At 67.7% G+C, this 16,071-nt stretch carries 8 protein-coding genes; all 8 read right to left on the bottom strand.

The window, feature by feature from the left end:
- Positions 1 to 5: 5 nt before the first annotated feature.
- Positions 6 to 5,798: an Ig-like domain-containing protein gene (locus HII28_RS15165; RefSeq protein ID WP_170026583.1), complete on the bottom strand. Its 5,793-nt coding sequence runs from the start codon at positions 5,796 to 5,798 to the stop codon at positions 6 to 8.
- Positions 5,771 to 7,168 carry a serine/threonine-protein kinase gene (locus HII28_RS15160; RefSeq protein WP_170026581.1) on the bottom strand — a complete coding sequence of 466 codons (1,398 nt, stop codon included), beginning with the start codon at positions 7,166 to 7,168 and terminating at the stop codon, positions 5,771 to 5,773. Before HII28_RS15160 ends, HII28_RS15165 begins: the two co-directional genes overlap by 28 nt.
- A gap of 129 nt (positions 7,169 to 7,297) precedes the next feature.
- Positions 7,298 to 8,125, bottom strand: a complete 828-nt coding sequence (locus tag HII28_RS15155) for a protein phosphatase 2C domain-containing protein (RefSeq protein ID WP_170026579.1) — start codon at positions 8,123 to 8,125, stop codon at positions 7,298 to 7,300.
- A gap of 75 nt (positions 8,126 to 8,200) precedes the next feature.
- Positions 8,201 to 9,985, bottom strand: a complete 1,785-nt coding sequence (locus HII28_RS20330; protein WP_240978279.1) for an FHA domain-containing protein — start codon at positions 9,983 to 9,985, stop codon at positions 8,201 to 8,203.
- Between the two features lie 216 nt (positions 9,986 to 10,201).
- Positions 10,202 to 11,362, bottom strand: coding sequence for a DUF4192 family protein (locus HII28_RS15145; protein ID WP_170026577.1), 1,161 nt, complete (start codon positions 11,360 to 11,362; stop codon positions 10,202 to 10,204).
- Between the two features lie 198 nt (positions 11,363 to 11,560).
- Positions 11,561 to 13,531, bottom strand: a complete 1,971-nt coding sequence (locus HII28_RS15140; RefSeq protein ID WP_170026575.1) for an ABC transporter ATP-binding protein — start codon at positions 13,529 to 13,531, stop codon at positions 11,561 to 11,563.
- Positions 13,528 to 15,261, bottom strand: coding sequence for an ABC transporter ATP-binding protein (locus tag HII28_RS15135; RefSeq protein WP_170026573.1), 1,734 nt, complete (start codon positions 15,259 to 15,261; stop codon positions 13,528 to 13,530). Before HII28_RS15135 ends, HII28_RS15140 begins: the two co-directional genes overlap by 4 nt.
- Before the next feature lie 30 nt (positions 15,262 to 15,291).
- Complete coding sequence (locus tag HII28_RS15130) at positions 15,292 to 16,032, bottom strand: TetR/AcrR family transcriptional regulator (RefSeq protein WP_346769357.1); 741 nt, start codon at positions 16,030 to 16,032, stop codon at positions 15,292 to 15,294.
- Positions 16,033 to 16,071 lie beyond the last annotated feature (39 nt).

Below are 16,071 nucleotides of genomic sequence, written 5' to 3'. Positions count from 1 at the left end.
GCTGCTCATGGTCGGTTCTCCGTTGTGTAAGTCGTGCCGTTGGCCTCGACCGACGCTGTCAGGACGGGAGCCGCATCCTGCGTCGTGCAGGAGTTGCCGGTGACGGCCCCGTTGCACGAGATAGTCGATCCGGCGGCTGGGAGCGGTCCGCTGGCCCAGGTGAACGTTCCGCCAGTGCCTTGCGCCGCCGGCGCGAAACTGACGTTCGACGCGGTGACCGCAACGACCGGTGTCGTCAGCGCTCCCGTCCAGGTCGTGTAGCTGACGCCGTTCGAGTAGGTCACCGACGCCGCGAAGTAGACGGTCATCCCCGAGCCGTAAACACTGGTGTCCGGCGGCGTGATGCGATCGCCGGCACCGACGGGAACCGCTCCCGAATGGTCCGCGTTGAACGAGTAGAAGTAGCTGACGGCCCCGCCGGGATCCACCGTCGCCGACGGCGTCCCCAGAGTGGGTGCGAAGACTCCGGTGCTCTTGCCCGTCGCATCGTTCGGGTTGGCTGCGTCGAAGGTCACGGAGACGTTGCTCGGCGCGCGGTGAGCAACCCCGGAGACGGTGCCCGTCGACGTCCCGGCTGAATTCGTCGCGGTCAGCGTGAACGTCACAGTGTCGCCGCCGCCCAACCCGTGGCAGGTTGTGGCAGAGGCGTCCACACTGATCCCGTCGCACGAGCCTTCTGACGAGCCGAGTGCAAGAGCAGTCACTCCGGCACCGTTCGCATTGATGCTCCAGGTGACGGTGGCGTTCCCTTGGCCGTCGAACACTGCCTGCAGGTTGCTGATGATCGGCGCACCAGCCGGCACACCGGAGCCGGACACGCTGTTCCACACGGGTTGCTGGCCGTAGAACGAGTTCACCGCAGCGACGCTGACCGAATAGGTCTGACCGTTGGTCAGACCCGTCGCCGTGAAGGTGTTCGCACCGGCGGACACGAGTGTGGCCGTGGATCCCACCGTCACGATGTAGCCCGTCACCGGACTCGCGCTGTTGCCCGCCGCCGGTGCCCCCCAGCCGACCGTCAGACGTCCGTCACCGGGACTGACCGACAGGTTCGTTGGCGCGTTCGGCACCACGTTCGACCAGACTGCGTCGGAGTACGAGACCGGATCCGAGGTCCCTATCGCGTTGTTCGCCGTGACGCTCACGGAGACGGCGTTCTGCGGGCCGTTGCCGGGAGTCGGGACGACGCACGTCGTCGCCTGGCATGACGTGGATCCGACGACCCCTCCCCCCGATGCGACCAGCGAGACCGTGTATCCGGTGATCGGCGAATTGTTGGCGGAACCGGCATCCCAGGCGACCGTGAGCTGGCGGTCGCCGACGCCCACGATGTGCAGGTTCGCCACCGGGCCCGGGCGGTCCTGCACGGAGATCGTCACCGTCCCCCAGGTATAGCGGTCCGGGTCGCCGGTGGCATCCGCCACCTCGTACTGCAGCGTCGTGTCGATGGGCTGCGCGGTCTGCGAGACGGACACGCTGAGCCGGGAGCGGTCTGCGCTGGGCGTGACCTGCACGCCGTCCGGCAGTGCGGCATCCGACGCCCCTCGCACGGTCACAACGGTGAGCGGCGTCGACGGGAACGGATTGGTCGCGGCGTCGTTGGCCAGCACGTCCACGGTCGTCGTCGCTCCGCGCCGCGCGATCACCTGGTCGGGCTGCGGCACGGCCAGAGGTCTCGTCGACGGGACGACCGTGATATCGATGCGCCCGGCCTTGCCGTCGCTGACGGAGTCGCGCACCCCGATGTCGATGCTCAGGTGCGTTCCCTTCGGTGTCTTGTCGGACACCTGGACGGTCAGTTGCTGGCCCTGCAGCGAGACGGATGTCCCGCTCGGCTTCGGATCGAGCACGCGGTACTGCAGCTCGTGCTGGTCCTTCGCGTACGGGTACCGCGTGAGCTTCACGAGGTCCAGCGTCTTCTGCTGTCCCGGTTCGAACTCCACCTGGGCACCCGTGAACGTTGGCGGCTGGTTGTTGCGCGCGGTCACGTCGATGGGCAGCACGAGGGTGGCGATGTGGGCGCCGTGCGCATCGGGAGACGACCCGTCCGTCACCTCGAATGAGATCGATGCCGGCCCGAAGTATTGCGCGGCGCTGGTGTACACGAGGGTGTGGCTGTCCCGCACGAGGCTGTCGCCGTTGGCGTGCGTCGCATGCACGTGGGAGGCATCCGTCAGCCGTACCTGCTTGCCGCCTGCCGTGACCACGTAGTCGTCGAGGTCGATGACGAGCGTCTTCTCACTCGGCACCGTGAGCTTCGGCGCTCCCGGTTTCAACTGCGGAAGGGCGTCGTCGAAGCCCGGCACCCAGATGAAGCCGTACGAGGCGACGGACGGGTCGTCGGGATGCGCAACCTTGAACGGGATGATCTGCGACTTGTCCAGGATCTTCACCTGCACCCGGTGGTTGGTCGTGATCGTCGCTGTTGTGCCGTAGCCGGCGACCAGCGACAGCTTGAGACTCGACACCGGACCGTCGGCGAAGAACACGTTCGCGAGCGGATTCACCGTCACCTGCGTCCGGCCGATGATGTCGGCCAGACTCACGACGGTGTCCTGGACGACCGGCCGCGAGAGCGGGGCGTTCTTGTTCACCACCACCGTCAGGAAGTTCGAACTCGTGCCTCCCGTGTCGTTCTGCACCGTGTAGATGAAGCCGTAGCGGCCTTCCTTCTGCGGTGCCGTGACCTTCACGACCTTGCCGGAGATCTTCGCCTTCGCGATGCCGGTCGACGTGCGCTCCACCGACGTGATGTGCAGCGGGCTGCCGTCGGGATCGAAGTCGTTCGCCAGCACCTGGACCGAGATTGTTCTGCCGGGCCGAACGGTCACCTGGTCCTCGATGGCCACGGGATTCCGCGCCCCACCGGTCTGCGGCGCGATGCCCACGCGCACCGTGCCGTCGGCGTGGGCGCCCAGCGCGTCGACGACCGTGTAGTCGAAGGTGTCCGTTCCTGCCGCGTACTCGCCGGCCTGGTAGTCGATCCAATCGGATCCGACTGCCGTCACCGCGCCCTTCTGCGGGTTCGTGGACTGTCCGATGAGCTTCACGGAGTCGCCGTCGGGATCGATCCCGTCGAGCGAGATCGGAATGCGCACGGTGTTGCCCGCCAACACGCGTGCCGTGATGGTCCGCGGGATGGGCGCGCGGTTCGACTCCGGATCCACTTCGCGCACCGCGATCGTCACCTGCGCCGTCGCCCACTGGCCGTCCGCATCATCGACGCGATACACGGCCGTGTAGTTGCCCGGCTTGTCAGGTGCCAGGTACCGCAGCTGGTCGCCAGACGCGAACAGCAGTCCGTCGCCCTTCGGCAACGGGGTGGGCAGAGTGGTGTCGAGCGTGAGATCGTCGCCGTCCGCCTGGGTGTCGTTGGCGAGCACGGGGATGTCGATCGCGTCGCCGGCGCGCACCGTGGCGGAATCAGGGTTGGCCACCGGCGGCTGCCGCACGGCGGGGCGCGGTATCTCGAGCACGCGAACGCTGCCGTCCGTCTGCGCAGTCCCATTGCTCACGGTGTAGGCGAACGACACCGGCCCGCTGAGCGGCCTGGTCAGCGTCACCCTCAGAATCCGCTGCTCGAGAACCTCGACTTTCACGCCGGCGGATTCCGGCGGTGATTGGGCCGATGTGATCAGGAGCACCCCGCCGGCCGGATCGAAGTCCGTCGCCAGCACGTCCACCTCCTGCGAGCTCTGCTGCTCGATGAAGGCGGTGTGCGGAACCGTCACGGGGGCATCGCCCGCGTCCTGTGGAGCGCTCACGACAACGCGCACCTCACCGGATGCGGTCGTCGATCCGTCCGTCACCGTGTAGTCCACGTAGTGGCTGCCGGGAACATCCGAGGAGAACGCGAACGTCCCGTCGTCGAAGTTCGGGCTGAGCGTCACATCGGGCTTGTCAGGTACGGATGCCAGCCGAACCGGTCCCACGCCTCCCCGCACGTGGCCGAGCGGCGAGATCGTGATCTCGTCCCCGGCGACGGCCGTCGCGACGAACGGCTCCGCGATGATCGGCACTTCGGTGGGCGGGCGAACGGTCACGGCAAGGCTGCCGTATCCCTCGCTGCGGCCGTCGGAGACGGCGAGCGCGACGTTCTGCAGGCTGCCGGACTTGCCGGCATCCGTGTACACGACGGTTCCCTGCGGTGTGGAGCTTGCGCTGTTCGGTGCAGCGGTGGTCGCCGAGGCCAGATAGATGGGATCGCCGTCGGGGTCGTACCAGTCGCCCAGCACATCGGTCGTCACCCGTCCGCCGGCGCCGACGGTCGCCTTGGTGGCTCTGACCTGCACCGGCGGGGAGTTCTCGTCCGGCTCGCGGACGGTCACCGTGACGTGAGCGGTGGCCTGGCCGCCGCGACCGTCGCTGATGGTGTAGTCGAAGTCGATCTGCCCGTGGGCGTCGGCCGGAAGGGTGATCTGCAGTGCCTGATCGTCGGCGGTGCGCTGGATGCGCGCCGTCGCGGACGGCACCGGCGTGAACGAGTCGATCACCAGCACGTCCCCGTTCGGGTCGTAGTCGTTGAGCAGCACGGGAAGCGGACTCGTCACCCCTGGCCGTGCACCGAAGTGGTCGTCGACGGCGATCGGCGGCACTTCGGCCTTCTCGTACGTCGGCGGCTTGTCCTCGATGTTCTCCTCGGTCTGCTGCTTGTCGTTCTTCGGCTTCGCGAAGTCGGCCCAGTTGTCGATGAGTCCGTTGTCGTGCTGCACGGACCACGAGGTGCCGTGCGTTGTGTCATTGAGCACCACGGTGTCCCCGTTGACGCGGAAGTCGAGATCCGCGCCAGGGCGCACGTCGCTGAGCGTTCCGCCTCGGCCGGCTGCGCCGCCCGTGCACGAGCGCCACGTGCGACCCGTGTTCCAGGCCGAGTACAGGCATCCGTCCACCCACACCGGAGCGGCGGCGACACCGTAGGAGCCCTCGACCGCCGTGCGGACGGAGTCACCGTTCATCGGGACCAGGTAGACGCCCGAATCCGAGGCCACGGCAAGATCGCTGCCCGTGTCGGACGCTTGCTGCAGCACTGCATTGCTGCCGACCGCATCCGGCAGGGTGCGGGTGCCCTCGGCCGTGCGGAGCCGCCGCGACTGAGCGTCGTACACCGCCCACTGGCCACCGACCGACGTGATCTGCAGCGTCGACGTCGATGCGGAAGAACGACGGGTGGGGGCCGAGGCCTTCCACGACTGGGTGACGGAGTCGCCGCCGGCCGCGTCGATCCGGTACACGGTTCCGGACTGCGGAGAGTAAGCGAACAGTGCGCCGTCCGGTGCAAGGGACGTGACGACCTTGCTGCCGAGATCGACGGTCGGCGCCGACGAGGAGGTGAAGGAGTCGAGATCGGTGAGCGGCACGAGCCAGATCTGACCGGTGGTCAGCGATTCGATCACGGCCCTCGACCCGGCGATGCCGACCTGCGGATCGCGCGGCGGCAGTGCGATGGCCTTGCCTGCGGTGACGGATGCCGGATCAACCTTCGCGACGGTGTTGTTCGCCTTGTCGACCAACAGCACCGACTTGCCGCGCTGTGCGACATCCACCGATTCGCCGGCGGTGACGGCGGAGTTGAGGGCGTTCACCTGCGTGTTCGCCCTGCCGAGCATCTGCGTTGTCGAATTGGTGACCCACACCGCGGCATCCCCGAGCACCATTCGCTGCTGCACGAAGCCACCGGAGACGATCGCGATCGTCGCGACCAGCGCCACGACGACGACGCCGATGACGGCGGTCACAGCGACGGAACGATGGTGCGTGAAGAGCGAGCGGATCACGGTGACCCGACGGGATCGACGCATTTGGGCGTGCTCGGTGCACCGGTGCGACCGGAGCGGTTCACCGTGACGGTGAGGCACACTCTGTGCTGCGGGGAATCGACGGTGAAGGTCGAGCTGCGCTGCAGGCTCGGTACACCGCCGTCGAGGCTCACCTGGTATTCATCGGACGGCGAGATTCCAGGGTCCGGCCACGTGAACTCCACGGACCCGGCGACCGTGCGACCCTCGACGTCGTGCACGGTCGGGATGTCCGACGGCGTCCCTGCGCGCACGAGAACGGTCGACAGGGTGACGATGAAGGCCACTCCGAGCACGACGCAGACGGCGATCAGCCACGCGCCACCCTTGCTCAACCGGCCGGCGACCGCTCCGGACGTCGCGCCGGTCTCGCGCGCCGCCGGCTCTGCCGCCGCCGGCTCATTCTCTCTGCGACGACGACGCCGCTGAGCGCCCGTCACAGCGACGACGCCCTTGATCCTGGTGCGGTCGTCGTCATCGACGGTCGGGGCGGCGACCCAGACATCCGTCGCGACATCGGCCGGAGTCGGCGCGAAGCCGAGTTCCGTCTCAACGGCCTGCAGGTCCCGGATCAGCTCGAGGACACTCTGCTGGCGCGCCTCCGGCTTCCTCGACATCGAGCGACGCAGCACGGCCTCGAGCCTTGGCGGCACGTCCGGTCTCCCGATCGGCTCGGGTTTCGCGCGCTGGATGCGTGCGATGAGTTGTGCCGAGGAATTGTCAGTGCCGGGGACCTCGAACGGTGAACGTCCGGCGACCAGCGAATAGATGGTGGCGCCGAGCGCCCACACCTCGCTCTCGACCGTTCCCGTCGTCTCGTCGGTGATGACTTCTGGTGCCGACCACGGGATCGAGAGGCCGACGGCATCCGCCAATTCGACGTCGCCGACCGTCGCCGCGATGCCGAAGTCGGAGAGCACCGGATGCCCGTATGCCGTCGTGAGGATGTTCGACGGCTTCACGTCGCGGTGCAGAACACCCGCTCGGTGCGCGGTCTCGACGGCGCCCGCGATCTTCACGCCGATCGCGAGGGCGTCAGGGACGCTGAGCGGTTCCGCGCGGTACCGCTGGTTGAGCACCGGCGAGCACAGTTCCATCACGAGGTACGGCCGGCCGTCGGATGCCACGCTCGCCTGATACACGGTGAGCACAGCCGGGTGCGAGCTGAGCTGGGCCATCAGGTTGGCCTCTGCCTGGAACATCGCCCGCACGCTCGGCGTCACGACTTCGCTGAGGAGGACCTTGACGGCGACCTGACGTCGCGGCATGTTCTGCTCGTAGAGGAAGACGTCGGCGAAACCGCCGGATCCCAGCGCGCGAACGTAGGAGAATCCGGGCAGCACGGGCGGGGCAGACGGCAACCTCTTCGCCATGACGCCTCCGGTCAGCTCGGTCGTCCTCGTCCCCGGGCGGGGTCAACGTGCACCCATTGTAGGCGGGACCAGTGGCGAGGGGCCTGGGGTCCGCTGAGGCCGGAGCGGCCAGGGCTCACACCCGATGTTTCAGCGTCTTCTGCCGGTGCGTCGTCCCGCCGGCAGCGGCGAATCGGGGGTCTCCATCACGTCGACCACGACGACCGTGACATTGTCCCTGCCGCCGTTGCCGAGCGCTGCGTCCATGAGCTGGCCCGCTGCGTCCAGCGGGCTCGATCCGACGGTGAGGAAATGGCGGATGCCGTGCTCCGTCAGTTCCTTCGTCAGACCGTCCGAACAGGCAAGGAGCCTCGTGCCCACCGTCAGCGGAACGAGGCTGAAATCGGGAACGGGATCCTCGTTGAAACCGACCGCACGCGTGATCACGTTCGAGTGCGGATGCACCTCCGCCTCCGAGGGCGTGATCGCGCCCGCGTCGAGAAGCTCCTGCACGATCGAATGGTCGACCGTGAGCTGCCGGAGCTCCCCCTCCTCGAGCTCGTACACCCGTGAGTCTCCGATGTTGAAGACGAGCCAGCTCGGTTCGCCACCGACCATCGTGAGAGCGAATCCCGTCACGGTGGTCCCCGTGCCCAGATCGCTTTGCCCTGCACCCTTCTCCATGTCGACGACGGCGTCGCGGAGTGCGGTGTCGATCGAGCCCTCGTCGATGAACGAGGGCCCGGTGTGCTCGGCGAGCCTGTTGACGACTGCCGCGCTGGCGACGTCCCCTGCGGAGTGTCCGCCCATGCCGTCGGCCACGGCGAAGATGGGGGATCTCGCGATCAGGCTGTCCTCGTTCACCGCGCGGCGGTAGCCCTTGTCCGTGACGGATGCCCACGCCAGCGTGATGCGAGCTCCGTCTTTGCCGGGCACGGCGATGTGGTGCCGCTTGCTGCTGCGCCCGATCTGTGTCACGCGGCCGTCCTCTCGGGTGGGGTCTGCAAGCCGGGCCAATCGACGATCGTGTCGGTGCGCGACGCGTTCACCGTGCTACGGGGTGATCTCGATGATAGTCCCGTCCCCGATTTCGACCGTCGCGGCCCCTGGCACGGCGAAGGATTCTCCGGGACGGAGACGCCTCGGCCGCGAACCGGGAACGGTGATCGACGTGCCGTTCTTCGACCTCAGATCGGTGACGACGACAACGTTCCCTTGGCGCTCGATCCTCACGTGCGACGCCGACACGACCTGTTCCGGCGAAGGAACGGTGACCAGCAGCGGCTCCCTTCCGTGCCGTGTCGTTCCCGCCGGTCGTCGCCCGACGATGATCGGCGCATCCAGCAGCACGGACTCCCGCCCTCTGACACCGACGCGCACCGGCGTCGGCTCGGCCACGGCGTTCGGCGCGGGTGCGGAGGCCCGACCGGGTGCGCCGGCCGGCGACGCTGACGCGCTCACCGGCGCTCCGACCGACGAACCTCGGGGCCGGCGCGTCGGCTGCTTCGGCATCGAGACGGTGGGCTCCAGCTCGCTGGACGGGGAGACCCTCGGAGTCGGTTCTGCCGTTGCCCCGTTGCGCACTGCCGGGGCGTGGCGGTCGACGGGCACCGGTTCGGCAGGTCTCTCCGACGCTCCGAGAGACGGCTCAGGCGCTCCGGTGAACGGCTTCGAGGGCCGGGCGAACGGCTCGGAGCCGACCGAGGGCTCGGGGGTCGCCTTTGTCGCGGTCGCCTGACCCGCCGCATCATCGGTCTCGGACGCGTCCGGCGCCGTGTACCTGTCCGCCTCCGCGTCCGCGCACTGTCCGGGGGCCGTTTGACCGTGGGCCCCGACCTCGGCCCCGGCCTCGACGACGGTCTCGTCCTCGTCGTCGGCCTCGGCCCCGGCCTCGACGACGGTCTCGTCCTCGTCGTCGGCCTCGGCCCCGGCCTCGACGACGGTCTCGTCCTCGTCGTCGGCCTCGGCCTCGTCCGTGTCAGCTGGCGGACGGAACAAATGTGCGACGGACTCCCGCGCCACCGTCAGCTCGAAAGCCTCATATCGTGCCGCCTCGAGCGCCGGCCCATCCTCGGCATCGTCGATGGAAGCGAGGTCGCCGATCCGGTGCCGCTCGACCGTCTCCTCTGCGGGGACGCCGCTGGCAGGTTCTTCTGCTCGGCTTCCCTCCGACCTGCCGAAGCCGTCCACAGGTTCGTGTGCGGACTCGTCCGGCTGCTCGACGGGTCCGGGCACGAACGGCGACCTGCGCACCGTGTCGTCGTCGAGTGCCGCACCCGGCCGGACGTATCCGATGTCGCCGTCCGCGGCATCGGCGTCCGCGCGATCGATCGAGTCCATGGACCACAGGAGCGATCCGGCGTGCGCCGTGCCCAGTCCGATGGCCAGGGCACTCGGGTTGCGGTGCGTCACGGCGTCGAATCGACGGGCCGGACCTCCGAGGCCGAACGCGACGACATCGCGGAACGTGGCGATCAGCCACGGCTGAACGCCGGACGACGAGAACCTCCGCGAACCGCCGTCCGAGTAGAGGTCGACGAGGGCACGGCCGCGTGCGACGGCGGTGACGCGCCATCCGTCGTTGGCGCGCTCGTCCAGGTGGACCACCGCGAAGGAGTCCACACCGTCAGGACCCGCGGGAATCGCAGACACAATCGCCTCGAGCGGCGCATCCGCCGAACGCGCCAGCTCGGTCAGGGCGTCGACACCGCGTTCACCCGGCCCCGACTCGATGAGCACGACGAAGGTCTCCGCGGCCACGGCGATCCAGTCGTCCTCCGGCGGGCGCGGCACCGCGATGTAGACGAATCCGTGCTCGCGACCGAACGGCTGCGCCATGGCCACCCAGTCCCCTTTCCGCACGACTTCATCGACGTTGTGCCTGGACCGTGGACGGTCCCGCTCTGGTCCGAGCAGGCTTCCACCCCGGCAAGCGCCAGCGGCAGCTGGTGCACTCCGACGGCAAACCCGAGTGTACTGTCGGCGCGGATCGCCGTGACGGGAGACACGTCCCGGAGTAATCCGGGCACGAACGTTTCCTCTCGGTGCGACCCATCACGACGACCTCCGGTGCCCGGCCCCGGCTCGCCTGGGAGCGCTGTCGCGTGATGACGGGTCGCCGGAGAAGGCCCACTCGGGGAGGATTCCGCGCGACAGGATGGCATCCAACAGCTCCGCGAGGCCGTATGACGGATCCGCCGCTCTCGCCTGAAGGAGGTACTCCCCCGCGACGGAGCTGCGGCCGAGCGCCCAGCTGAGCCATGCGAGTGCAGACAACGCAGGAGCGCGGTCCGTCTCGACCAGATGAGCGGCGACCCTGCGCACGAGCTCGACCGCGTGCTCGACGGACTCGACGTCGGGACGGCCGAGTGCGTCCGCACCGGAGAACGCCGCGGCGAATCGCGCGTCGACGATGGGCCCGCCACGGAGGAACCGCTCCTGGAACCGGACGGCCCGTCTGCCGGCCCTGCTCCCCCACGCCCAGGCGTACAGGAGCACGTCGCGTGTGCACGGATCGGCCAGGACGCCTGCCAGCAACGCCGACGCCGCCGGACCGACGTCCTCGGGTCGCCAGTCCGCGCTGTATCCGGCCAACCACACCGGATCGACACCCGGTTCGGTGCGTTCGACAGCGGCGAGCGCGGTCGCCGTGCGCAGACGATCACGCTCGGAGACGTTCGGGAGCTTCGCTGCTTCACGAGGCGGAGGCGCGAGCTCGGGAACATCCGGATCGAGTCGGCGCAGCCCGATGGTCGACTCCAGTTCGTCGCGGGGTCGCGGCTCACCGGTGTAGCTGCCCCATCCGTCTCCTGCGACGTACAGGGCGTCAAGCGTCCGGATCCCCCGAGCGGACGCCGCCGTTCGGATCTCCGACACCGTGCCGGAGTGCGGCGGACCGTCGGCGCACGAGGCCTCCGTGTAGACGATCGGAATGAGCCGATCCACCCGCTGAAGCCGCCGGACGGAATCAAGCAGCGCGGCCGCCAGCTGCCGACCATTCGTCCCGGGCGCGGAGTCCCTTTCCGACCGCGATCGCTCACCGATAGGCGAGGGCACTTGAGGCGCATCGGGAGGAAGGTCGACGCGAAAGGCCCCCGCGCTCGTCTTTCCGCAGAACGCGACGAGCACCAGGCTCTCCCGGGGTTCGAATCCCACGAGTTCGGGCACGACGGACAGCAGGGTGATCGGATCGGAGGCGACGAGTCGTTCTGGCATGGCGACCACCCTCGCGGATCCGCATCCCCGGGCCGTCTTCGAGAGCTGCCATCCGTGAATGCTCGTCCGCGATGGAACGCTGGGGACGACGAGTGCACTGTCCGGCCTTCGGCGCGTGCGTGCGGATGCCGCGAAGCTGCTGCTCCGCGGCATCCGCTTCACTCGTCGGTCAGGCCGCGTCTACTCGGCCCTCACCGATCAGACGTCCCCGGTCACAGCCCCCGCGAACTGCGCGTTGTAGAGCGAGTAGTAGGCACCGCCGGCCGCGAGCAGCTGCGCATGCGTGCCCTGCTCGACGATGTTGCCGTCCTCCATCACGAGGATCATGTCGGCGTCGCGGATCGTCGAGAGCCTGTGGGCGATAACGAAACTCGTGCGGCCGGTGCGCAGCGCGCTCATCGCCTTCTGCACCAGCAGCTCCGTGCGCGTGTCGACCGAGCTCGTCGCCTCGTCGAGGATGAGCACGCTCGGCCGCGCCAGGAACGCCCTGGCGATCGTGAGCAGCTGCTTCTCCCCCGCGCTCACGTTGGATGCATCATCGTCGAGCACCGTGTCGTAGCCATCGGGCAACGAGCGCACGAACCGGTCGACGTAGCTCGCCTTGGCGGCCGCGACGATCTCCTCCTCCGTGGCATCCGGGCGCCCATATGCGATGTTCTCGCGGATCGTGCCGGCGAACAGCCAGGTATCCTGCAACACCATTCCGATGCGGCCACGGAGCTCATCCCGTGTGAGCCGTGTGATGTCGACGCCGTCCAACGTGATGCGGCCCGAGTCCACCTCATAGAACCGCATGATCAGGTTGACGAGCGTCGTCTTCCCGGCCCCGGTCGGGCCGACGATCGCGACGGTCTGTCCCGGTTCGGCGACCATCGAGAGATCGTCGATCAGCGGCTTGTCCGCCACGTAACGGAACGCGACGTCCTCGAACTCGAGCCGGCCTTTGGTCTCGCCGAGTGCGGCAGGGGCATCCGGGTCAGGCGACTGCTCGTCGGCGTCGAGCAGTTCGAACACCCGCTCAGCGGATGCCACACCCGACTGCAGCAGGTTGGCCATCGATCCCAGCTGGGCGAGGGGCTGGGTGAACTGTCTGGAGTACTGGATGAAGGCCTGCACATCACCGATCTGGATGGCACCGGCCGCCACCTGCAGGCCGCCCACCACCGCGATCGCGACGTACACGAGGTTCCCGACGAACTGCATCGAGGGCATGATGATCCCTGACACGAACTGCGCCCCGAAGCTCGCCCGGTACAGCTCCTCGTTCTTCAGCGCGAATCGCTCGTTCGCCTCGCGCTGACGCCCGAATACCTTCACGATCGCGTGCCCGGAGTATGTCTCCTCGATCTGCGCGTTCAGCTGGCCGGTGTGCTTCCACTGCGCGACGAACATCTTCTGCGAACGCTTCGCGATCACCATCGTGACCACCAACGTCAGCGGAACGGAGATGAGGGCGATGACGGCGAGCAGCGGCGAGATCACGAACATGATGACCAGCACGCCGACGACCGTCAGCAGCGAGGTGAGCACTTGGCTCACGGTCTGCTGCAGGCTCTGCTGCACATTGTCGATGTCGTTCGTCACCCGGCTGAGCAGTTCTCCGCGAGGCATCGTGTCGAAGTACTTGAGCGGCAACCGGTGGACCTTCTCCTCCACCTCCTTGCGCAGGCGGTACACCGTGCGCATCGTGATGCCGTTGAGCAGGTATGCCTGCAGCCAGCTGAACACGGACGCGAACGCGTACAGCACGAGCACGAGAAGGAGCACCTGCGACAACGCGCCGAAGTCGATGCCGTGCCCAGGGTTCAATTCCATCCCGCTGAGCATGTCGGCGAGCTGGCCCTGCCCGTTCTGCCGCATGCCTGCGAGCACCTCGGCCTTGGTGGCGCCGGCCGGAAGGCTCTTGGAGACGAAACCGGCCACGATGATGTTGGTTCCCTCGCCCAGCAGCTTCGGTCCCAGAACGCTGAACGTGACGCTGAGCACGGTGAGCAGGATGACGAACACCAGCCCAAGCGACTCCGGCTTCAATCTCCCGATCAGCCGCTTGGCACTCGGACCGAAGTTCATCGCCTTCTTCGGCGGCATGGTGAGTCCGGCCATCGGTCCCCCGCGGCCCGGACCGGGCCGCTCTGGCGCCTGTGCCGCGTCCGACTTCGTCTCGCTCATGCCGCTTCCTCCGCCGCGAGCTGGGACGACACGATCTCCGCATAGGTCTCGGATGTCGCCAGGAGCTGTTCGTGGGTGCCGGAGTCGACGATCCGTCCGTTCTCCAGCACCAGGATCTGGTCCGCATCCGTGATCGTCGACACCCGTTGGGCCACGATCACGAAGGTCGCACCTCGTTCACGGTCGCGGAGCGCCCGTCTGAGGCGAGCATCCGTCGCGAGGTCCAGCGCCGAGAACGAGTCGTCGAACACGTAGATCTCCGGCCTCTTCACCAAAGCTCTGGCGATCGCCAGGCGCTGTCGTTGCCCGCCGGACACATTCGTGCCGCCCTGAGCGATCGCTGCATCGAGGCCGCCGTCCATCGCCGTGACGAAGTCCTTCGCCTGCGCGATCTCCAAAGCACGCCAGAGCTCGTCCTCCGTGGCATCCGGCTTGCCGTAGCGCAGATTGGATGCCACGGTTCCGCTGAAGAGATAGGGCTTCTGCGGCACCAGCCCGATCTTCGACCACAGCACGTCGGGATCGACCTCGGCCACGTCGGTGCCGTCGACGAGAACCTGCCCGCTCGTGGCATCGAACAGGCGGGGCAACAGGTTGATGAGTGTGGTCTTGCCGGATCCGGTCGACCCGATGATCGCGACTGTCTGCCCGCGCTCGATGCGCACGTTGAGGTCGCTGAGCACCGGATCCTCAGCACCGGGGTACGCGAAACCCACCTCGAACAGCTCGATGGTCCCGTGTTCGGCCAGTTCCGTGATCGCGTCGGCGGATGCACGCACGGTCGACTCCGTCTCCAGCACCTCCCCGATCCGCTCTGCGCACACCGCTGCACGCGGCACCATGACGAACATGAAGGTCGCCATCATGACGCCCATCAGGATCTGCATGAGGTACTGCAGGAAGGCCGTCATCGTGCCGATCTGCAGCGACCCGTCGTCGATGCGGAAGGCTCCGAACCAGATCACGGCGACGCTGGAGAAGTTGAGCACGAGCATCACGGTCGGGAACATCAGCGCCATGAGTCGTCCGGCCCTGATGGCCGTATCCGTCACTTCCAGGTTGGCCGTGTCGAATCTCTTCCGCTCCACGTCTTCCCGCACGAACGCGCGAACGACGCGGATGCCAGACAACTGCTCGCGCAGCACCCGATTGACCTTGTCGATACGGGTCTGCATCAGCCGGAACTGCGGCACCATGCGCGAGATGATCAGCACGACGCACACCAGGAGCACCGGCACGCTGACCGCGATCAGCCACGACATGCTGAGATCCTGCTGGATCGCCAGCACGATGCCGCCTATGCACAGGATGGGCGCCGACACGAGCAGCGTGCACGTCATGAGCACGAGCATCTGCACCTGCTGCACATCGTTCGTGTTGCGCGTGATCAACGACGGCGCACCGAACTTCGTCACTTCGCGCTCGGAGAACTCGCCGACATGCGAGAACAGCTTGCCGCGCAGATCCCGACCGAGGCGCATCGACGCCTTCGCGCCGAAGTACACGGCGACGATGTTGCACACCACCTGCCCGAGCGTCACCAGGAGCATGAGCCCGCCATTGGCCAGGATGTATCCGGTGTCGCCGGTGATGACGCCCTTGTCGATCAGCTCGGCATTGAGGGTCGGAAGATACAGGGACGCGATCGACTGCAGGAGCTGGAAGACCACGACGCCCACGAGCAGCGGCCAGTGCGGCCTGAGGAACCGCACCAGGATTCTCATCAACATTGCTTCGCCTTTTCTCGACGTCGGCGCTGATCAGGCATGCGTCGCGACGCCTTCAGCATCGTTCGTGGCCAGGTCCTCGGCAGCCGTCCCCGCACCCGCTGTCGATGCACGAGCGGATGCCGCTGCCCGCCTCCCAGCGAGAGCTCGAGCTGCCGTCTTGCGAACGGCATCCTCCTCGCCGATGCGGGTGTCGCCCGCGATGCCGTACACGATCAGCCGCGCCAGCTCGCGCGAGGCGAAGGCCTTCTCCTGGTTCAAGGACGGGATGGCGCTCGCGAAAGCGATGAGACGGATGAACGGGGCGATGTCCTCGGGTGGAACATTGAGCCGATCGAGCTCCGGCTCCACCAGACGCGCCACGACCGACGCGTACTCGAGCGGGGGCTGCGCGGGACGACGGCGGATCTCCTCTGGCCGACCGCTGGCCAGACCGAGCGCCGCCATGATGCTGACCACGCCGTGGAACCGCTCGGTGAGCACTTCCAGCACCGCTCGCACCTTGTCTTCCAGCGGAAGCGATGCATCGAGCGCCCGGAGGTGCTCGCGTACGGGTGCCGGGTCGAGGTAGACCTCTGCGGCCTCGCGCAGCAGGGTGTCCTTGTCGCCGAATGCCCTGAAGACCGTTCCCTCCGCGACGCCGGCGGCCTCGGCGATCTGACGCGACGTCAGCGCGGCCCCGTGCTCGATCATGACGGGGATCACGGCCTGGATGATGGCGGCTTTGCGCTCCTCCGGAGGCAGTGGGCTCGCGCGGTTGGGAATCTTCGGCACGCCTCGATGCTAACTGAGTGTGCGCTCACTCCGCAATGG

It is taken from the genome of Planctomonas sp. JC2975 (assembly GCF_012985205.1).
Taxonomy (GTDB): Bacteria; Actinomycetota; Actinomycetes; order Actinomycetales; family Microbacteriaceae; genus Humibacter.
This window is presented reverse-complemented; position numbering and strand designations above follow the sequence as displayed.